The organism is Massilia brevitalea (assembly GCF_030711405.1).
Taxonomy (GTDB): Bacteria; Pseudomonadota; Gammaproteobacteria; order Burkholderiales; family Burkholderiaceae_D; genus Telluria; species Telluria brevitalea.
The window spans coordinates 96183-116051 of the sequence record NZ_JAULSI010000012.1; the positions used below are offsets into that span (position 1 = coordinate 96183).

Sequence of the window (19869 nt, forward strand, 5' to 3'; positions counted from 1 at the left end):
GACGATGGTTGGCGCTGACCGTGGATGCGGGCAGCGACCGTACGGTGGGCCGGGCCGCGAAAGGCACCCCGTGCCCACGCGGAGGGTGATGCCGCGTTACCGTCCGAGCGCGGCGATAATGAATGCGGACCAATACAAGCGCTCGCGGCATGCCCGGGGCCGCGCCGGCGGCATGCAGCTTCTTCGGCGTTAAATGCGTGGTCACCATGCCAGCTTCCGCGTGGGCACGGGGCGCCCACCGTACAGTCGCGGCTGCCGCCATGACAACTCCATACCACGCCACACGATTGCCCACCCCAGCACGTTTTCACCCCGGATGCTACGATAGCGGGCTGTCAACATTCGAGACCCGCCATGCCGAAATTTGCCGCCAACCTGAGCACGCTGTTCCCCGAGCTCAGCTTCCTCGACCGCTTCGCCGCGGCGCGGACGGCCGGGTTCGATGCGGTCGAATTCCTGTTCCCGTATGCCTGCGAGCCGGAATGGATCACGGGCCGCCTGGCCCGCTACGACCTGCAACTTGTCCTGCACAACTTCCCGCCGGGCGACTGGGCTGCCGGCGACCGCGGCCTGGCCTGCGATCCGCGCCGCATCGGCGAATTCCAGGACAGCGTCGAGCTCGCCCTCGATTACGCTGACGAACTCGGCGTCAAGCAGTTGCACTGCATGGCAGGCAAGATCCCGCCGAATGTGCCCGAGGAGCGCGCCCACGCGACCTACGTCGCCAACCTGCAGTTCGCCGCAGGCAAGCTGAAGGAAAAGGGGATCGCCCTGCTGATCGAGCCGATCAACGACCGCGATATGCCCGGCTATTTCCTCACCGGCTCGCGCCAGGCCGCCGCCATTATCGAGGAATGCGGCGCCGGCAACCTGTTCCTGCAATTCGACATCTACCACATGCAGCGCATGGAAGGCGACCTGGCCAACAGCCTGCGCACCCTGCTGCCGCTGATCCGCCACATCCAGCTGGCCGATGTGCCGGGCCGTCACGAACCGGGCAGCGGCGAGATCAACTACCGCTACCTGTTCCGCCTGTTGGACGAGCTTGGCTACGGCGGCTGGATCGGCTGCGAATACAACCCACAAGGCGACACCGCGCAAGGCCTGGGCTGGCGCACGGAACTGGCGGGCTGACGCGCTGTCTGAAAGAATGTAGCGCTGGACAAGCCCCACAGCTTGGTGCACGATTGTTTGCAAATCAACTAGAAAGATTGCCATGATCCAGGGCCGGGCACCGTCATTTACCCCGTTACGCAATTGACCGAGGCCACCGAGTGGTACCGCCGCGTGCTCGACAAGGCGCCCTACTTCGAGCAGCCCTTCTATGTCGGCTTTGAGGTCGGCGGCTTCGAGCTGGGCCTGGTGCCGGATGGCGTGCCCGGCAGCGCCGGCGCCACCGCCTACTGGGGCACCCCGGATGCCAGGGCCGAGGTAGCGCGCCTGGAAGGGCTCGGCGCCACGGTCGAGTCGCCAGTCGAAGACGTGGGCGACGGCATCCGGGTTGCCACCATCCGCGATCCGTACGGCAATTTATTCGGCATTATCGAGAATCCGCACTTCGACCTGGCCAAGGTGGCGTAAGCCCGGTGATAGTCGACGAATGAGTTGACTAACTGCAACGCCGCCCCGCGCGCCGTTTGCCAGAATGGGTACTTTCCTGCCGGCATTTTCGCCGCTTGAAAGGACCCGATGAACATCTTCCGCTTCGTCGCCACCGCCCTGCTCGGCACCAGCCTGCTGCTGGGCGGTTGCGCGACTTCCAACGGTCCCGTCAGCCTGACCGAGGTGCGCGAATTCGCCGATGCCTCGGCGCGCCTGGGCGGCTATGCCGAGCTTTCGCGCCGCTACCGCGACACCTACGAACGCGAACAGCCCTACCTGCCCGCCGCCGCCGACAAGCTGGCGCGCGAGAACGATGCCAAGCGCCGCGCCGTGTACGACGACTTCGTCAGCGTGCAAAAGGCGGTGGTGCTCTATATGCAAACGCTGAGCCTGCTGGCCGGCGACACCCGCTACGACCTGTCGGAACGCATCGACGACCTCGGCAACGGGCTGAAGGCGAATACCGAATCCGGCCTGGCGCAGCGCCACATCGCCGCCTACACCGGCCTGACCCGCCTGCTGACGCGGGTGATCGCTTCGGGCTACCAGAACCGCAGCGTGGAAACCATGGTGCGCGACGGCGATGCCGACGTGCAGGTGCTGCTGGAGGCGATGATCTCGCTCACCCGCCTGTACTACAAGACCAACGAAAATGAAAAGAAGACCATCCTCGGCATCTTCGACGTCGAGCTGCCGTTCAACAACAAGACCGGCGACCGCATGCTGGTCACCCTGGCCAAGGTGCATTACCTGAACAAGGCCAGCGAGTACAAGCTGATCGACCGCCGCTACGACCTGGCGCTGCAGGGCCTGACGAAAGTCGCGCTCGGCCACCAGAAGCTGCGCGAGAACCTGCACAAGCTGTCCGAGGCGGATGTGCGCCGCATGCTGGGCAATTACGCGCGGGACTTGCGGACCATCCGCGAAGGCCTGTCCGGCGACTGATCCAAAGGAGACGCAATGGAAAACGACAACGAGGCAGCCGCCGGCGCGGCCAGGAACGGCGGCCCAGCGCAAGAAGTGGCCAACGATGGCACGGCGGTCCCGGCCATGGCGGCCGCGGCGGCGCCGGCCGCAGCGGCGGGCGACCAGGGCAGCGGCCTGGCCAGCGTCCAGCAGATCGTCGAGTTGGCGGATCAATTGTCCGCCTGCGCAGACCAGCTGCACGACCGCATCATGCGCGACATCCGCGCCTACCAGGGCCGCACGGTCCCCGATGCGCTCCAGGCCGCCGCCCGCGCCCTGCTCGAGGACGAAGTGATATTGCGCCAGCGCGCCAACGGCCTGTACGCCGACGCCGCCACCTACATCGTGAAGTCGCTCGGCAAATCGCAGCGCGGCGTGATCGCCCTGACCACCGAAGCGGCGGAAAAGATCCGCAAGATCACCCTGATCGGCGACATCACCGGCCTGGTCGGCGGCCTGCTGCAGCTGGCGGGCGCGGCGGCCACCGGACAGGCCGCCTCCATCGTCGGGGCGCTCGACAAGATTCGCGCGCACATGGCCGCGATCGAGGCCAACAAGGCGCCGGCGCCGCCTGCCAAGCCGGCCTGAGGCGCTCCAGCCACCCGACCTACATCAACTGCCCGGGCCACCCGGGCCGCCACAACGGGCGCACGCGTGCACCCATGTTCTTCCCTCCCGCATCGCGCTACACTGTCCCCACACCGTTACCGGGGAGTGCGCAATGGACCGCTTTCCTTTGCTTCAGGCTAGCATGCGGCCTGCGCAACGCCTTGCCGCGCGGCGGTCCTGAATGCGCGTCCCTGCCATGGCCGCCCTCGACCAAGGCCAGCTGGCGCAGTTGCGCGCCGCCCTCGAGGCCCGCCTGGCCGCGCTCAGCGGCCTGAACGAGCTTGCAGAACCCCATCCCGAGGGTGGGCGCGACCTGCCCGTGTCCGAAATCGAAACCTCGCCCGCCGACAAGGCCACCGTGCGCCTGCTGAACGATCTGGCGCTTGAAGCGGCCGGGCACCATGCCGCCCAGATGCAGGTACTGCGCCATGCTTTGGCGAAATTCGAGGACGGCAGCTATGGCTTGTGCGAGGAATGCGGCAACGACATCGGTTACTCGCGCCTGCAGGCCCGCCCCGAAGCGCGCCTGTGCATTGCCTGCCAGACGCGCTTCGAGAAACGCTAGGCGCTGCGTCAGCGCATGTGCTGGCCGCCGTTGATGGCGATGTCGGCGCCGGTCACGAAACCGGCCGCGTCCGACGCCAGGTAAGCAACCAGGGCCGCCACCTCGTCCGGCTCGCCGAGGCGGCCCACCGGAATCTGCGGCAGGATTTTGGTCTGCATGATCTCGGCAGGCACCGCGCTCACCATCTTCGTGCGCAGGTAGCCCGGCGACACCGTGTTGACGGTCACGCCGTAGCGCGCCATTTCCAGCGCCAGCGCCTTGGTGAAGCCATGCATGCCGGCCTTGGCCGCGGCGTAGTTCGCCTGGCCGAAGGCGCCGGCGTTCGCGTTCACCGAGGAAATGTTGACGATCCGGCCCCAGCGCCCAGTGACCATGGGCTCGATTACCGCCTTGCTCATGTTGAATACGCTGTCGAGGTTGGTGGACAGCACGGCGCGCCAGTCGTCCATCGTCATCTTGCGCAGGCTGCGGTCGCGCGTGATGCCGGCGTTGTTCACCAGGACGTCGATGCGGCCGAACGTATCGAGCAGGCGCGCCACGGTGGCGGCGCAGGCGTCGTGGTCGGTTACGTCGAGTTTATAAGCGGTAAAGCGGTAATCCTCGTCGCGCTGGGCGGCGAGCCAGCCCTCGGGCGCAGGATTGCCCGGCGAATAGGTGAGTGCAACCGCACAGCCCGCGTCGTGCAGGCGGCGGCACAGTGCCGTGCCGAGGCCGCCCATGCCCCCGGTTACCAGTGCTACGCGTTTCTCTTCCATCTCGTTTCCCCTTGTCGACGGCCAGGCGGCCGGAACGGACAAGTCTAGGAGCGCGGCTCCCGTGAACATTGAGATGGATCAAATGCATATACTGCACGGCTCGCTTGCGCTAGGCCTGAAAACAGGTTCGCGGAATATCAGGAGGCCCGGCGGACGCTCACCCGATGCTCAGTGCACACTCAGTGAACAATATCCGGCGGCTGCGATGGATCGAAATCGGCCCAGTCTCCGTCCACGATGTTCCCGCGCGCACGTTCGACCTGCACCGCACCCAGCCGGCGCAAGACCTCGATGGCGCGGCCCTCGTCGCCGGCATCGTCGAAGGCAACGGCCACCAGCATGCCCGCCTTGCGCTGCTCGATCGGGGCCCGTCCGCCCTCTTCGCGCTCGCCGGCTTCCTTCATCTTGGAAAAGCTGAACAGCGAGCCGACGTGGGCGCCGACCAGGCCGCCGACGATCGGGCCGGCCGGACCGGTGAGCGGCACCGTGGCCGTGCCGATGGCAGCACCGATGGCGCCACCGGTGGCCGCGCCCTGCACCACGCCAACCGGGGTTTCCTTGGCGCCCGGCGAATGGAGGTTGTCGCCGCCGATCGGGGTCATGTCGTGCTGGCCGGCCTGGCTCAGGTAAAAGGCGCTGATGCGTTCCTGGCTGAAACCGGCCTCGGCCAGGGCACGGCGCGCGACGTCGACCTCGTCCTGGAGTTCGAAGTGTCCTGCAATGATGGTAGACATGGCATTCTCCTGCGTCTGTAATGACAACAGGATGCTCCTGCTGGGCTGCACAATCTGTACGCAAACGCACGCAGTTTGGCCCGCCTACTGCCACTGCCCATACGCCATGCCGTAGTCCGGCACCGGCGCCGGCGGTGCGCTCCAGGCGCGCGGATCGACCCGGTAGTACTTCAGGAATTCCTCGAACAGGGCGCCGTGGCGTTCGGCCAGCCGGTGCGGCTGTTCAAAAAAGGCCTCGGTGGCCACCGCGAAGAATTCGGCCGGATTGGTGGCGCCGTAATGGTCGAGCACGCCCTGCTGGCCGAACCAGGCGTCGTGGCGCAGCGCCGCGAAGTCGCGCGACAGCACTTCCGACCAGCTGCGATAGCGCTCGGCGCTGCCCAGGTAGGGCGCGCCGTTGGTGCTGCCGGATTCGCTGTCGAGCTGGTGGGCGAACTCGTGCAGGACGACGTTGTGCGACGGCGGCTCTTCGTTGTCGCTGCGGCGCACGTGATCCCAGGACAGGATCACGCGCCCGTCGCCCCAGGATTCGCCCAGCAGGTCCTGGCGCTCCTCGCTGACGACTCCGGCTTCGTCGACCTGGCGCCGCGGCACCAGGAAGGCGCCCGGATAGACCAGCACCGAATGCAGGGTCGGGTAGACCAGATCGCCCTTGGTGCCGAGCAGCAGCAGGCAGGCCTGGCCGGAGATGGTCACCCGCATCTCGTCGGTGACCTCGAGGCCGGCGCAGCCGACGAAGGTTTTTTCGTGCAGGAAGCGGCGCACCAGGCGCTCGAGGCGGGTGCGCTGGGCGGCATCCATGCCGCTGTACTGCGCGACATTGCGCGCCAGCGTGTCGAGTGCGTTCGGCGGCAAGGGCCGGGCCAGCGCGCGCTGCAGGCGCCAGCGCGGGATGCCCCAGGCCAGCAGGCCCGCGGCCACGAGTGCGGAAACGGTCAGCAAGGCTTCCATCAGCGCATCCTGTCAAATGGGCCGTGGAACAAGTTACCCGATAAGGCGGGGCGTCTCACGCCGCCGCCGTGCGCTGCGTCAGATGGGCGTCCAGCTCGTCGGCGCCGCCGATCAGGCGCCCGCCGATGAAGACCTGGGGCCAGGTGATGTTTCCGCTCACGGCGCGCAGCACACTGATATTGATCTTCTGGCTCTGCGAAATATCCGTAAACCGCAAACGGTGGTGCGCCAGCGCCGCCTTGGCGCGTGCGCAGAACGGGCAACCGGGGCGCGAGAACATGACGATCGGTTCCGGCGCCACGGCCTGCGGGTTGATGTGCCTGAGCATGGTGTCGGCATCGGACACGGCAAAGGGATCGTCATCGTCATCGCCCTCTTCCTCGATGAACATCTTCTCGATCACGCCATCGCGCACCAGCATCGAATAGCGCCACGAGCGCTGGCCGAAGCCGAGATCGCGCTTGTCGACCAGCATGCCCATGGCGCGCGTGAAGTCGCCATTGCCGTCGGGGATGAAGGTGATCGCGTCGGCGTCCTGGCCGTGCCGCCATTCGTTCATCACGAAGGCATCGTTGACCGAGATGCAGACGATCTCGTCGACACCGTTATCGTGCAGCACGGCGGCCAGCTCGTTGTAGCGCGGCAGGTGGGTCGAGGAACAGGTCGGCGTGTAGGCGCCGGGCAGCGCAAAGACGACGACGGTCTTGCCCTTGAACAGCTCGTCGCTGCCCAGGTCTTGCCAGACATCGTTCGGGCGGATCTTGAACGTGACCTTCGGTACTGGTTTGCCTTCCAGCGATTCGGCACTCGGCAGCATGGGATTTCCTTTCTGTTATCAGGATATCCGCCGCAGGTGGGGCTTGTTGGCAGGTTTTCAACCGGCCGGCACGGACGGGTGATCGGATGTAAACGGCAAACGCCGCACTGGGCGGCGTTTACTTGACGACAGCGATCGTCGATTCAGGAAGGGCGCCTCGGGTCTCCACCGCTGCGCACTTCCGGCAGGCGCCGGAGCGCGTTACTTGCCAACCTGGCCAGGGGCCGGGCCGAACAGGGCGGCGACCAGCGGATCGCGCGCAACCGGGCTGCGGTTCACGCGGATCGCGTAGTGGGTGTCGTCGGCCAGGATGTGGAAGTGGCGGCCGCTGCCGGCCATGCTCTGCTCGCGCAGGCCTGGACGCTCCTTGCGTGGGGCGACGCCTTCGCGCTTCGGCTGGCAGATGGCGGCCAGGAAGGCCTTCACGCGTTCCTGGTCCGGGCAGATCTGGTACACGGCCTTGCCCAGGTAGGTAGCGGTGCCTTCGATGTAGCGGGCCAGTTCGATGACGCCGGCTTCGCGCAGGTCGCGGATGTACTTGCGGGCGCCCGACGGCGAGAATTTCAGGAACCATGCGATCTCGTCGGCGAGCATCTCATGGGTCGACAGTTCGTTGATGAGCTTTTGCATGTTCTCGATCCGGCGCTGGGTAGCCGAGGTAGACCGCACACGCTCGATCGGCGCCAACGAAATCGGGGCGCGTTCGGTCGGTTGGGGCGGCACGCGTTCGATCAGCGCTGAGTTGCTGGAAGTGTGCACTGCGCCGTGTTCGCCTTGCACCGCGTTATGATGGGTCGTTGCATGCATGTTGGTGTACTCCGTTGAGATAGAGAGAGACTGTGTGGTCCGGGTCGCTGTGTGTCTGTATGACACCCTGACAACACCTTGGGTTCCGCTTAACTGGCCACAAGATTGCCTGCGTCAGACTGTCCGGTCTGTGCGCCAGCCCACATTGGTAAAATTCCATGAAGAATTTCGGCAAGCATAGAACTTATCAAAAATCAAATGAACTCAAGAAAAACGGCACTTGTTGTACAATTACAACGGACGATGACAAAATTAGAAAGTTTCCTCCAATTAAGTTAAATCCGGCTTCCCTCTATATAGAGCAAATGTGAAATCAAGCTGTCAACGTTGCGGTTTTGTCACTCAGCAGTATCCATAGGTGCGCTAGCGCACGGACCCTTCGGAACTCGTCCTCGTATTCTTCACTCCAACATCACTGTCAAGGCACGCGATGTCACCCTACCTTTTCAACTTATGGGAGTTTCCTGTGAATAATTCGAAGAAGATCGCCCTGGCCGTCGCCATGCTCTGCGCCGCCGGCACCGCGCTGGCTCAAGAAGCGTCTGAGATCATCAACCCGTCCTGGTACATCCAGCCTAGCGTTGTCGGCATGAAGCCTGACAGCAACTTCGGCGTGGATGACAAGGACTGGGGCGGCGGCCTGAAGTTCGGTAAGGCCGTGCACCCGTACTGGGATATCCAGATCGGTGCCACCCAGGTCCGTACCGAAGACGGCGCTGCGCGCTATCGCCAGACCCTGGTCGGCGTCGATGCGCTGCTGATGCTGTCGCGTAAACAGTTCCGCCCATTCATCCTGTTCGGCGTTGGCGCCGAGCGCGACAAGGTTGAAAACGCACAGCGTTTCGTCAGCAAGAACTCGCCATATGCAACCGCCGGTATCGGCTTCCAGGCAAGCCTGAGCCCACAGTGGTCGCTGCAGGCCGACATCCGTTCGGTGCGCGGCTTCCTGCGTGACGACGAACGCTACGGCTTCGAACAAAGCAACAACAAGTACGTCACCGTCGGCCTGAACTACGCGTTCAACCCGCCGCCAGCACCACCGGCACCAGCTCCGGCACCAGTCGTCGAAGCCCCGGCTCCGGCACCGGCGCCGGTCGCTCCGCCGCCACCACCGCCAGCACGCTTCGAGAAGGTCACGATGTCGGCTACCGAACTGTTCCAGTTCGACAAGGCTGAACTGCGCATGCCGCAGACCCGCCTGGACGAGATCGCCATGGCCCTGCAAGCCGACACCAGCATCACCAACGTCGACATCACCGGCTACACCGACCGCCTGGGTTCGGACAGCTACAACCAGAAACTGTCGGAGCGCCGCGCCAACGCCGTGCGTGACTACCTGGTCAGCAAGGGCATCGACGGTGGCCGCCTGAACGCCGTCGGCAAAGGCGAAGCGAATCCTGTCGTCGAGTGCAACGACAAGAAACGTGCAGACCTGATCAAGTGCCTGGAACCAAACCGTCGCGTCGAAGTCGAGCAGATCACGATCGAAAAACGCGTGCAGTAATTCCGGTCTACCGGCAGGGGCAATGAAATCGACATTGCCCCTTGATCTCCGGGCGTCCCAGGACGTCCGGCCAAAGGGGCCTCGGGCCCCTTTTCTTTTTCCTCTTTTTCTTTTTCTGGAGATCCGGTATGGCCGTTAAAAATTGGTTCCCATATTCACGCCAGATCATCCACGTGATGAAGTGCGCCGTCAGCGAATGGCTGGACCACCGCGCCGCCAGCAAGGGCGCCGCACTGGCTTACTACACCCTGTTCTCGCTGGCGCCGATCCTGGTGCTGGTGATCGCGATCGCCGGCTTCTTCTACGGCGCCGAAGCGGCGCGCGGGCAGTTATTCAATGAATTGCGCGGCCTGGTCGGGGCGCAAGGCGCCGACACCATCCAGGCCATCCTGGCCGGCGCACAGAACAAGGACAGCGGCCTGATGGCCACCATCATCGCCACCGTGCTGCTGCTGGTCGGCGCCACCTCCGTCTTCGCCGAGCTGAAGGACAGCCTGGACGAGATCTGGGACGTGCCGCCGCCGAAAGACGCCAGCTGGTGGGACACGGTGCGCACGCGCCTGCTGTCGTTCGGCCTGATCCTGGTGCTGGGCTTCCTGCTGATGGTGTCGCTGGTGGTGAGCGCGGCGATGGCCGTGGTCGAAAACTATTTCGGCGGCATGTACAAGGAAGCGTCGATCATCATCGGCTGGATTTCGTCCTGCATCAGCTTCCTCGTCATCGCCGTCCTGTTCGGCACCATCTACAAGCTGCTGCCGCGCATCCACCTGTCCTGGCACGATGTCACCATCGGCGCACTCGGCACCGCCGCCCTGTTCACCCTCGGGAAATTCGGCATCGGCCTGTACATCGGCAACAGCGGCGCCGCCAGCAGCTTCGGCGCGGCCGGCTCGCTGATCGCCCTGCTGCTGTGGGTGTATTACTCGGCGCAGATCTTCTTCCTCGGCGCCGAGTTCGCGCGCCAGTATGCGCTGCAACTGGGCAGCTTGCGGCACAAGCCGAAGGAAGAGACCGGGGCCAAGAACATCAAGCGCATGAGCTGAAGCCTGGCTTACGTGTAACAGCCGCGATACGTCGCGGCTGTTTTGTTTTGTGGGCCGTTGGCCCGTGCCAACCAACAATGTCAGGCTGCTCGAACGGTCGGTGACAAGCTGTAGGGTGGGCACTTGTGCCCACGCGGTAGAACAGCAGGTGGTCGTGCTGCTTCGCGAAGCCATAGGGGATGCGAGGGCACGACCGCGTGGGCACAAGTGCCCACCCTACCCGGCGCATAACCGGTGGGTTAGAGAACCCACCCTACTCGCCGAGCAGCTCCGCCAGGGCTTCCATGCCTTCGACGCGCTCGGCGACGACCTTCAGCACCACCACCACCGGCACGCCGAGCAGCAGGCCCCACATGCCCCACAGCCAGCCCCAGAACAGCAGGCTGACGAACACGGCGGCCGGATTCATCTTGGCGATCTTGCCGGTCATCCAGGTGGTGACGACCATGCCGACCAGGGTGGCGATGCCCATCGAGGCGCCGGCCACCAGGATCACCATGCGCAGCGACTCGAACTGCATGAAGGCGACCAGGCCGGTGGCCGAGGTGATCAGCAAGGGGCCGAAGTACGGCATGATGTGGGCCACGCCGGCGAAGATGGCCCAGGCGCCGGCGTTTTCCAGGCCGATGGCGCGCAGCGCCACCCACATCAGCAGGGCCAGCAGGATGTTCGTGACCAGCAGCATGAACATGTAGTTCTGGATCGAGGTGTTGATGTCGTCCAGGATGTGTACGGTCACCTTTTTGCGCGTGAGCGAGGGCCCGGTCAGCTTGACCAGCTTGCGCTTGAAGGTGTCGCCGGCCAGCAGCAGGAAAAACACCAGGAACACGACCATGGTCGCCTGGGTGACGAACGACGCCAGGCCGACCGAGCCGGCCAGCAGCCAGTCGGTGATGCGGAAACCCGATGAATGCTGGGCCGCCAGCGTGGGGCGGCGCTGGATCAGGCGCGGGTTGGCGCCGACATTCGCGGTGGCCTGCTCGATCTCGGCGGCGGCCTTTTGCACGCGCTGGATGGTCGAGCCCTCGCCGCCGGTGGCGCTGGAGACCAGCTTGGTCACCTTGTGGGTCAGCGTCGGCAGTTCGTCGAGGATGTTGAAGAATTCGTCCTGCAGCCGGTACATGGTCGCGCCCATGCCGCCCAGCAGCACGGCGGTGACGATGGTGGCGCCGATCAGGCGCGGAATGCGCAGGCGCTCGAGCCAGCGTACGACCGGACTCAGGGTGTAGGCGATGAAGATGCCGAGCAGCAGCGGCACGAAGAATTTTTGCGCCCATTGCAGCGCGAAGACAAAGGCGACAGTGGCCAGGATGCCCAGCGACAGCCCTCTGGCGTTCACATGGACGGGAAGACGCAGGCCGCCCGCATGCAGGGCCAGGTCGTCGGGATGGTGCGGATCGCCGGATAAAGAAGGCTCGGGCAAGTCCGGCTTCGCGGCGGCTGCCGCAAATGCCGGACTTCCCTCGGGGGCGGCGGTGTGGTTTGGCTCGGCTTCTGCCGAGCCCGGTCTGGCGAGTTGCATGTGTTTGCCGAATGTTAGTCGCCGGACCGCGCCGCCCCGGCTGCGTGGATTACTTCACGCGGATATCGTTCTTGACCGAAGTCACACCCTTGACGCCGCGGGCGATCGCGACGGCCTTCTGTGCATCGCCGGCATCGGACACGAAGCCCGACAGCTGGACGTCGCCCTTGAAGGTTTCGACGTTGATCTCGGTTGCCTTGACGTTCGAGTCGGCGGCGAAGGCAGCCTTCACCTTGGCGGTGATGACGCTGTCGTCGACGTATTCGCCGGCGCTTTCCTTTTGCGGGCCGGAAGCGCAACCGACCATGGTGAAGGCGAGCGCGCCGGTGAAGACAGCGGTGGCAAGGCGTTGGGTGATTTTCATGATGTATCCCTTTCTTTCGTTGGTCAAAAAAATATTCACTGCGTCGTATGTTTACTGCTTGCTCACTGCGAGCGGGGCCGGTACGTTACTTGCCGTACGCGGTTTTTGCGGCCTGGACACATTGGTCCTTTGCCGCGCCGGCAAACGCATCGCACTTCTGCAGTGCGACCCGGTATTCAGCCGTCAGTTTGTCTTCGCGCGCATTGCTGCGTGCTTCGATCATCTTGCGGTCCGCCGTGGCATCGGCCTGGGCGGCGACCAGGGTCGCCTTGGCCTGCTTGATGCACACGTCGCGGTCGTTGCCCGCCAGCGCCCCGCAGCGCGCCTTGTCGCGCGCATGGTTGGCGTCGGCGATGCGCATGCGGGCCTGGGTATAGGCCTTCAGGGTGTTCTTGTAGGCGGCGCCGGCTTCTTCCTCGGTGCGCACGCGCTCGGCCTTGGCTTCGGCCTCGCACACATCGTGCGGGTTGCCGCTCAGGCTGTCACAGCGCGTCCGCGCCGCCTTGTAGCTGGCGGCCGCCGTGTCGCGCGCCCGCTCATACGCGGTCTTGGCGTCGGGCACCGGTGCACCCGTGGCTGCGGCCGTCGCGGCCGGCATGGCCGGCGTCGTGACCGCCTGGGCCCGCGCATGGCCGACCCACAACAGGGCAGCTCCGACGATCAACAGCGCATGCGTATTTTTCATTCTTGTCGTCATGTGTTTGGTACTCCTGCTCCGTACTCTCGATGTTCCCTGCTGTTTTGTTTTGTGCTCTCTTTTTTCGCTCTGTGTATCAACACAGTAATGACGTTTTACGCCGATCGCACACCGTCTTCTGTACGCTGTCGAACACAACAGCGCGATACTGCTCAGCATTAGTAACTCGGCAACAATGCGTGCGTCATCGCACAGACCCCTCGCGCGCGGCTGTCTATTCTGGCCGTACATCATTTGCCAGGAGAACAATATGAAAGCTACCCGCACCCTTGCCGCTGCGGTTGTCGCAGTCAGCGCCATCCTCGCCGGTTGCGCCAGCAACGGCCCTTCGTACGGTAACAATGGCTACAACAGCGGCTACAACAACACCGCTTCGATGGGCTACGGCACCATTGAATCGATCCAGGTGACCCAGGCCGAGAACCGCACCAGCGGCGGCGGCGCCGTCGCCGGCGCGCTGATCGGCGCCCTGGCGGGCAACCAGGTCGGCAGCGGCAGCGGCCGTACGGCGGCCACGGTGGCCGGCGGCGTGGCCGGCGCAGCCATCGGCAACAATGTCGAGCGCAACCGGAATGCCGGCAATGGCCAGGAGATGTATCAGGTGAACGTGCGCATGGACAACGGCGAATACCGCACCGTGGTCCAGGACAGCGCCTATGACCTGCGCGTGGGCAACCGCGTGCGCCTGGTCGACGGCCGCGTCTACCGTTACTGACACCAGGCTCGGGGCCGCTCCCGCCGCCCTGCCCCCTCATTTCTCGAAGCGCCCACGGGCCGGCCTGCGCCGGCCCGTCTTCTTTGTGGAGGTCATCATGAACGTTCGAACGATCGCTGGACGCGCCGTGCTCGGCGCCTTGCTCGCCGCCGCCGCTCCCCTCGCCCTGGCCCAGGCCAGCACCGACGCCAACGTGCCGCCGGCCGCGGCCAGCAAGCAGGCGCGCGAAATCGCGCAGGGCGATCCGGTGCGCTGGTACAAGGAAGACACGACGCGCCAGGAACGCATGCGCACGCGCACGAAGGAAATCGGCGCCGCGCTGGATGAGGCGAAGAATGCCTGCAAGGCCGGGCCGGCGGCGGAACGCGCAGCCTGCCTGAAGACTGCCCAGGCAACGTGGGAAAGCGAGATGAAGGCGGTACGCGCCGAGGCGCCGGTACAGGCTGGCGCGGCCAGCACGGGTTCCGGCAGCGCCGGCAACACGGCGGTAGGGCGCTGAGGCCGCTTACAGGCCGTCGGCAAAAAAAGACGGCGCCCAATCAAGGATTGCGACGCCGCTCAAGCCCCACCATATTCTTTCGTCGACGCCGCGAGGATCCGGTCGCAGGAGCGCACACTCACTGCGCGCCCCTGGCAAGCCGCAAGCAACGCGGCCGTGCTCAGGCTACTTCGCGTGCTGCCCGGCGCTTCTGCATGAACCAGCCCGCTACGCCCAGCAGGACCGCACCGGCCAGTGCCTGCTTGCCCATGCGCCGCTGGCGCACGAAGTTGAAGGCAGCCAGGCCATACGGCATCAGGACGGAGATGCTGGTGCCCGTGGGTTTCAGCAGAGCATCAGCCCTGGCCCGCAGCGCCCATGTCGCGTGGTCGAATGCAGAATGTAACATGACTTCGGGCCGCGCGCCGTGTTTCACTTGTGCGCGTGCGTAGGCCACTCCGGCACGGTAGAACTCGCCTTCGCGCAGCAGCTCGGCCTTGCGGGTGGCCGGATCGCGGCGGTGCTTGTGACCGGACAGGCCGGTCGGTTCGTCATTATGATGATGCTTGTCCATGTTCCCTCCCCTGGTAGACGCTTACAGCAATGCGTCGCGGTCGTTGCGCAGTTCGTTCATCGTTTCCGGGAAGGCAAGCTTGCCCTGCTTGAGCATCGCCATACCCTTCATCACGAGTGCAGCCGTGATGGCCAGGAAGACGAGGAACAGCACCAGCAGGATCTTCCAGCCCATGGCGTCCCAGGCCAGCGCCACGATTGTCGCGGTGCCGTAGGCCAGTGCGAACCACACGGCGAGAACGGCGCCGGCGAAGATCGCCAGCAGTTCGATCGCGTGGTTGCGCACCTCCGACAACTCGAGTGCCGCTAATTCGACGCGGGACACGATGAGGCCGAACAGGTTCTTCGCCAGGCCGGAGATGCCGCCCATAAGTCCGGGACCATGTACAACGGTGTCGGTCTTTTCCATGGCGCTCTCCGACGTATATTATTTACGACCCAGGACGATGCCGACCAGCAGGCCGACGCTGGCGGCGGCAACGACGGTGCGCCATGGGTTGTCTTTAACGTAGACATCGGCCGTGTGCGCCAGTTCCTTGCTCTTGACGACAGCTTGACCCTGGTACTGGCTGGCCTTGCCCATGGCGCGGTCCAGCAGTTCCATGCCGCGCGAACGCAGCTCGTCGGCCTTGTCGCCGGTCAGCGAAGCGGCTGCGCTCAGCAGCGACTGGGCATCCTTGACCAGGACTTTCATGTCGGCGTTTGCGTCTTTCAGGCCGTTGTCGATCGAGCGGGCGGTGGTGTCTTGCATGATGTACTCCTGTTGTGGGTTATGGGGTTGGATAAAACGTGTTACGGCACGAGGAAGTCGCGCATGTCGTCGGCATGCTCTTCCTCGACGGCGAGGATTTCGGTGAGCATCTGGCGCGTGGTCGGGTCCTTGTCGCCGATCGCCACGATCATCTGGCGGTAGGACTCGATGGCCACGCGCTCGGCGATCAGGTCGGCGCGCACCATGGCCTGCGTATCGTCGGAATCGTCGTACTCGGCATGCGACCGCGCGGTCAGCGTGGCCGGGTTGAAGTTCGGCGACCCGTTCAGTTGCACGATGCGCTCGGCGATGCGGTCGGCGTGGTCCTGCTCCTGCTGCGCATGCTCCAGGAACTCGGCCTTCAGGGCGCCGTTATTCGGCCCACTCACCGTGTAATAGTGACGCTTGTAGCGCAGCACGCACAGCAGCTCGGTGGCCAGTGCGTCGTTCAGCATGGCGATGACGGCTTCGCGGTCGGCCGCATAGCCGTCGGTGACGGCGCCTTCGTCGATGTTGGCGGCGGCGCGGCGGATGGCTTCGATGTCGAAGCCGTGCGCCAGGGGCTTGCCAGACTGTTCCATGATGGTTCCTTTACTTCAAAAAAAACGGTCCGCCGGTTCAGCGTCCGGCAGTACGCTGCGGAATCGGCGCATTGCCGTTCGACAGCACGATCTCGACGCGGCGGTTCAGCTGGCGGTTGCCGGCCGTGTCGTTGCCCGCGATCGGGAAGGCTTCGCCATAGGCCTTGGTGGCGATGCGCTGGCGTTCGACGCCCATTTCACCCAGTGCCGTGGCGACCGCGTTGGCGCGGCGCTGCGACAGGTCCTGGTTGAAGCTCGAGCTGCCGGTGCTGTCGGTAAACCCTTCGACCAGCACGGTACGCTCCGGGTTCTGCTGCATCACCTCGGCAAGCTTGCGCAGGGTCGAGGTTCCGTTCGGCGTCAGGTTTGCCTGGCCGGTCGCGAACAGCACGTCGCCGATGGTGACGACCATGCCGCGCTCGGTCTGCTTGGCGTGCAGCTCGACCAGCATCGCTTCGAGCTTGGCGGCGCGGTCGGCCAGGGCGCGGTTCTGCTCGGCGGCGGCGTTGGCCTGCTGCTGGGCGGCCACGGCGGCGGCCTGCGCGGCTTCGGCCTCGCGCTTGGCGCGTTCGGCTTCGGCGGTGCGTGCTTCCAGGCGCACGGCGTTGCGTTCCACCGAGGCGTTCGCGATGTTCGCTTCGGCGGACTTGGCGCGTGCCACCTCCTGGGCGGTGGCGATCTTCTGCTTGGCCACGTAGGCCAGGCGGTCGATGTCTTCCAGGCTTTCTTTCTTGGCGGCGGCGGTGTTGGCGCGGTCGAGCGCGGCGCTGGCGTCGCGGAATTCCATCGGCGCGTAGGTCGAGACCTGCGGATTATTGTTGGCGGAAACGAAATCGGCGCGCGCCTGGTCCAGGGTCGGCGTGGTGGTCGGCGTGCTGCTGCAGGCGGCCAGCAGGATGGCGCTGGCGAAGACGGCCGGTTTCAGGAAACGGTTTTTCATGTTATGCCCTCCTTGTCGTTGGCGCCGCATGGCGCATGGGATCGCGGTGCGCCGGCATGCGCGGTGCGGCGCTGTCATGGTGTGCTGCACGGATGCGTAGCCGTGCTGCATGGCGGACGGCGCGCGCATGGCGGGCGCTGCCCCTGTTACTAACTACGCTTACTGCGAGTTTGCGCGCTCGACTTCCTGGCGCAGCACGCGCAGGTCTTCGTTCAGCGCGTCCGAGGCGGCGGTGGCCTTGGCCGAGTTCGCCTTGCTCTGGGCCAGCTGCGCATCGGCCTGGGCCTGCATCGCCAGCTCGCGCGCCAGCTTGTAGTCGCGTGCGGCCAGGGCTTCGTTGGCGCGCATCATCTTGGCGCGCGCCGCCGTGATCTCGGCCGGGGCCAGCTCGGCCGCACCGGCCTGCACGGCGTTCTGGACCGCATTGCGCGACACCGCGACATCGGCCGTGGCCGGCGCCTTCTGGCTGGCGCAGCCGGTCAGGACCAGCATGGCGGCGACGGCGGCGCCACTGATTGCACCTTTGATCGGGGAATGCTTCATCATTCTGTACTCCTGTTTATGTGAGGAAGTTGTTAACGTTATAAGCTTGTTATCGAACGAGTTCGGTTCGCTAGCGCACATTGACCACACATCGCGCTGCTCATCCATTTTCAGCGTGCGACACCGCACATTGATGACCCTTGTCTTTGCGCTAAGCTGGCTTCAACACTGACACCCAGCGAAGGATCGTCATGCCCGACACCACTACACCACAGCATGGCGCCGTCAAGCCCCACAACGGCCGCCGCAAGAAAATCATCCTCAGCGCAATCGGCATCCTGATTGCAATACCGGTCATCGCCGTCATTTTCATCCTGACCTTTGATTGGAACAAGGCCCGCCCCTGGTTGAACGCCAAGGTCAGCGAGGCCATCGAACGGCCGTTTGCGATTCGCGGTAATTTGAACGTCGAATGGGAAATCCCTGCGCGCAAGATGGCGCCGGGCGACCGCAACCTGCGCGACTGGATTCCCTGGCCGCACCTGATCGCCAACGACGTCCGCGTCGGCAATCCTTCCCACATGAAGCAGGCCGACATGGCGGCGGTGAAGCAGTTCTCGTTCTCGCTGAACCCGCTCGGCCTGCTGCACCACACCATCGGCATCCCGGTGCTGCGCTTCGACTCGCCGCGCGTGGACCTGGTGCGCACCGACGCCAGCCACTACAACTGGGCCTACAAGAAAGAGGAAAAGGAATCGAAGTGGAAGCTCGATCTCGAGCGCGTGGTCCTGACCGACGGCGTGGTGAGCTTCGTCGACGCCGTCACCAAGGCGAACGTCACGGCCCACGTGCGCACCCTGGCCAACGACCCGAAATACGGCGTTGCCTTCGAGGTCGGCGGCAGCTACAACGGCGCGCCGGTCACGGGCGGCGGCAAGGTGGGACAGGTGCTGTCGCTGAAGGACCAGAACGTGCCCTACCCGGTCCAGGCCGACATGCGCAGCGGCCCCAGCCGCATCGCGGTCGAAGGCACGGTTACGTCGCCGGCCAAGCTGAAGGCGGTCGATTTGCAACTGACGCTGGCTGGGCGCAGCATGGCGCGCCTGTATAACTTTACCGGCATCACGCTGCCGGAAACCCCGGCCTTCTCGACCTCGGGCCGCCTGCGCGGCGAGCTCGATCGTGAATATGGCCGCTGGACCTACGAGGACTTCAAGGGCAAGGTCGGCAGCAGCGACATCCACGGCAAGCTGGTCTACGAGGGCGGCAAGCCGCGCGGCAAGCTGTCGGGCAACGTGGCGTCGAACAAGCTGGTGTTCGAGGATCTCGGTCCGCTGGTCGGCGCCGACTCGAACGCGAGTAAAAAGGCGCGCGGCGTGGAAGCGGTGCAGCCGGGCGGCAAGGTGTTGCCGGTGGAAGAGTTCCGCACCGAGCGCTGGAAAGCCATGGACGCCGACGTGAAGTATGCAGCGGACAAGATTGTCCGCGAGAAGACCCTGCCGATCAGCAAGCTCTCGGCCCACCTGATCATGAAGGACGGCGTCATCACCCTGGCGCCGCTCGACTTCGGCGTGGCCGGCGGCACCCTGCGCTCGACCATCCGTTTGGATGGCAGCGGCAAGGCCGGCAACACCATCGCGGCCACGGCCAAGGTGTCGGCGCGCCACATCCAGATCAAGCAGCTGTTCCCGACCATCGAGCAGATGCAGGCCACGGTGGGACAGGTGAATGGCGACGCGCAATTGTCGGCCACCGGCACCTCGGTCGCGGCCCTGCTCGGCACCTCGAACGGCGAGGTCAAGGCGCTGGTGAATCAAGGCACGATCAGCAAGATGCTGCTCGAAATGGCCGGCCTGAACGTGGGCAACATGGTGCTCACCAAGCTGTTCGGCGACAAGCCGGTGGAACTGAATTGCCTGGCGGCCGACTTCGACGTCAAGAAAGGCGTGATGCAGTCGCAGGTGTTCGTGGTCGATACCAAGGAAGCGATCATCAACGTCAGCGGCAACGTCAACCTGGCCAACGAAGGCATGGACCTGACCGTAAAACCCGAGACCAAGGCCCTGCGCCTGTTCACGCTGCGCGCCCCGCTGTACGTGCGCGGCACCTTCAGCGATCCCGACGTGTCGGTCGACAAGAAGACGCTGGCCCTGATGGCGGGCGGCGCGGCGGCGCTGGCAACCATCGCGGCGCCGGTGGCGGCCCTGCTCCCGCTGATCAATACCGGCCCCGGCCAGGACAGCGACTGCGCCAGGCTGGTGGCCCTGGCGAACGCCAAGCCAACTGCGCCGCCGCCCGGCAAGACGAAGAAATAATGTAAAAAATGTAAAACGCAAAGCAGGGCCAGCCACAGTGTGTGTTGTCGAACAGACTGCATTTGTGCGTTGCCCTATTCTGGGCCCATCGCCGAAG

The 19869-nt window shown here is 64.9% G+C and carries 24 protein-coding genes; 10 read left to right on the forward strand and 14 right to left on the reverse strand.

What is annotated here, in order from left to right:
• Positions 1-354 precede the first annotated feature (354 nt).
• The 5 genes from hyi to QWL29_RS09800 all read left to right on the forward strand — a co-directional run bounded on the left by hyi (position 355) and on the right by QWL29_RS09800 (position 3742).
• Positions 355-1134 (forward strand): hydroxypyruvate isomerase, encoded by a 780-nt coding sequence (gene hyi / locus QWL29_RS09780; RefSeq protein WP_305822695.1) that lies wholly within the window; start codon positions 355-357, stop codon positions 1132-1134.
• Between the two features lie 105 nt (positions 1135-1239).
• Positions 1240-1581: a VOC family protein gene (locus QWL29_RS09785; protein WP_370663685.1), complete on the forward strand. Its 342-nt coding sequence runs from the start codon at positions 1240-1242 to the stop codon at positions 1579-1581.
• Between the two features lie 108 nt (positions 1582-1689).
• On the forward strand, positions 1690-2547 hold the full coding sequence (locus tag QWL29_RS09790) for a hypothetical protein (protein WP_305822697.1): 858 nt from the start codon (positions 1690-1692) through the stop codon (positions 2545-2547).
• A gap of 15 nt (positions 2548-2562) precedes the next feature.
• Complete coding sequence (locus tag QWL29_RS09795) at positions 2563-3156, forward strand: hypothetical protein (RefSeq protein WP_305822698.1); 594 nt, start codon at positions 2563-2565, stop codon at positions 3154-3156.
• A gap of 202 nt (positions 3157-3358) precedes the next feature.
• Entirely contained in the window at positions 3359-3742 is a 384-nt protein-coding gene (locus tag QWL29_RS09800) for a TraR/DksA family transcriptional regulator (protein WP_305822699.1), read from the forward strand.
• Between the two features lie 8 nt (positions 3743-3750).
• Here QWL29_RS09800 and phbB read toward each other — a convergent pair whose 3' ends face one another.
• The 5 genes from phbB to QWL29_RS09825 form a co-directional block, all read right to left on the reverse strand.
• The gene (phbB, locus tag QWL29_RS09805) at positions 3751-4497 is read right to left on the reverse strand and encodes an acetoacetyl-CoA reductase (RefSeq protein WP_305822700.1); all 747 of its coding nucleotides are present in this window, start codon (positions 4495-4497) and stop codon (positions 3751-3753) included.
• A gap of 179 nt (positions 4498-4676) precedes the next feature.
• Entirely contained in the window at positions 4677-5231 is a 555-nt protein-coding gene (locus tag QWL29_RS09810) for a glycine zipper domain-containing protein (RefSeq protein WP_305822701.1), read from the reverse strand.
• A gap of 84 nt (positions 5232-5315) precedes the next feature.
• A complete protein-coding gene (locus tag QWL29_RS09815) occupies positions 5316-6182 on the reverse strand; it encodes a M90 family metallopeptidase (RefSeq protein WP_305822702.1) in 867 nt (288 codons plus the stop codon).
• A 55-nt stretch (positions 6183-6237) separates the two neighbouring features.
• On the reverse strand, positions 6238-6999 hold the full coding sequence (locus QWL29_RS09820; RefSeq protein WP_305822703.1) for a glutathione peroxidase: 762 nt from the start codon (positions 6997-6999) through the stop codon (positions 6238-6240).
• Positions 7000-7200: 201 nt separating this feature from the next.
• Positions 7201-7806, reverse strand: a complete 606-nt coding sequence (locus tag QWL29_RS09825) for a winged helix-turn-helix domain-containing protein (RefSeq protein ID WP_305822704.1) — start codon at positions 7804-7806, stop codon at positions 7201-7203.
• 466 nt (positions 7807-8272) lie between these two features.
• Here QWL29_RS09825 and QWL29_RS09830 point away from each other — a divergent pair, with 466 nt between their 5' ends.
• Together QWL29_RS09830 and QWL29_RS09835 are read left to right on the forward strand one after the other, a co-directional pair.
• Positions 8273-9310, forward strand: coding sequence for an OmpA family protein (locus QWL29_RS09830; RefSeq protein ID WP_305822705.1), 1038 nt, complete (start codon positions 8273-8275; stop codon positions 9308-9310).
• A 128-nt stretch (positions 9311-9438) separates the two neighbouring features.
• Positions 9439-10353, forward strand: coding sequence for a YihY/virulence factor BrkB family protein (locus QWL29_RS09835; RefSeq protein ID WP_305822706.1), 915 nt, complete (start codon positions 9439-9441; stop codon positions 10351-10353).
• Positions 10354-10606: 253 nt separating this feature from the next.
• Here the strand turns inward: QWL29_RS09835 and QWL29_RS09840 are convergent, their stop codons facing one another.
• The 3 genes from QWL29_RS09840 to QWL29_RS09850 form a co-directional block, all read right to left on the reverse strand.
• Positions 10607-11875: an AI-2E family transporter gene (locus tag QWL29_RS09840; protein WP_308635202.1), complete on the reverse strand. Its 1269-nt coding sequence runs from the start codon at positions 11873-11875 to the stop codon at positions 10607-10609.
• 49 nt (positions 11876-11924) lie between these two features.
• Positions 11925-12239, reverse strand: coding sequence for a BON domain-containing protein (locus QWL29_RS09845; RefSeq protein WP_305822707.1), 315 nt, complete (start codon positions 12237-12239; stop codon positions 11925-11927).
• An 85-nt stretch (positions 12240-12324) separates the two neighbouring features.
• A complete protein-coding gene (locus QWL29_RS09850; RefSeq protein WP_305822708.1) occupies positions 12325-12924 on the reverse strand; it encodes a hypothetical protein in 600 nt (199 codons plus the stop codon).
• Positions 12925-13186: 262 nt separating this feature from the next.
• Between QWL29_RS09850 and QWL29_RS09855 the strand changes: the two genes are divergently transcribed.
• Positions 13187-13651 carry an outer membrane lipoprotein gene (locus QWL29_RS09855; protein ID WP_305822709.1) on the forward strand — a complete coding sequence of 155 codons (465 nt, stop codon included), beginning with the start codon at positions 13187-13189 and terminating at the stop codon, positions 13649-13651.
• Positions 13652-13748: 97 nt separating this feature from the next.
• Positions 13749-14150, forward strand: a complete 402-nt coding sequence (locus QWL29_RS09860; RefSeq protein ID WP_305822710.1) for a hypothetical protein — start codon at positions 13749-13751, stop codon at positions 14148-14150.
• A gap of 160 nt (positions 14151-14310) precedes the next feature.
• Here QWL29_RS09860 and QWL29_RS09865 read toward each other — a convergent pair whose 3' ends face one another.
• From QWL29_RS09865 to QWL29_RS09890, 6 genes are all read right to left on the reverse strand, one after another.
• Positions 14311-14703 carry a hypothetical protein gene (locus QWL29_RS09865; RefSeq protein ID WP_305822711.1) on the reverse strand — a complete coding sequence of 131 codons (393 nt, stop codon included), beginning with the start codon at positions 14701-14703 and terminating at the stop codon, positions 14311-14313.
• 21 nt (positions 14704-14724) lie between these two features.
• On the reverse strand, positions 14725-15111 hold the full coding sequence (locus QWL29_RS09870; protein ID WP_305822712.1) for a phage holin family protein: 387 nt from the start codon (positions 15109-15111) through the stop codon (positions 14725-14727).
• 18 nt (positions 15112-15129) lie between these two features.
• On the reverse strand, positions 15130-15453 hold the full coding sequence (locus QWL29_RS09875) for an ElaB/YgaM/YqjD family protein (RefSeq protein ID WP_305822713.1): 324 nt from the start codon (positions 15451-15453) through the stop codon (positions 15130-15132).
• Between the two features lie 41 nt (positions 15454-15494).
• On the reverse strand, positions 15495-16034 hold the full coding sequence (locus QWL29_RS09880; protein WP_305822714.1) for a ferritin-like domain-containing protein: 540 nt from the start codon (positions 16032-16034) through the stop codon (positions 15495-15497).
• Positions 16035-16071: 37 nt separating this feature from the next.
• Entirely contained in the window at positions 16072-16974 is a 903-nt protein-coding gene (locus QWL29_RS09885; protein ID WP_305822715.1) for an OmpA family protein, read from the reverse strand.
• Between the two features lie 159 nt (positions 16975-17133).
• Positions 17134-17517 (reverse strand): DUF4398 domain-containing protein, encoded by a 384-nt coding sequence (locus QWL29_RS09890; protein WP_370663686.1) that lies wholly within the window; start codon positions 17515-17517, stop codon positions 17134-17136.
• A 191-nt stretch (positions 17518-17708) separates the two neighbouring features.
• On the opposite strand from QWL29_RS09890, the gene QWL29_RS09895 reads away from it, so the two are divergent.
• Complete coding sequence (locus QWL29_RS09895; protein ID WP_305822717.1) at positions 17709-19772, forward strand: AsmA family protein; 2064 nt, start codon at positions 17709-17711, stop codon at positions 19770-19772.
• Positions 19773-19869: the final 97 nt, after the last annotated feature.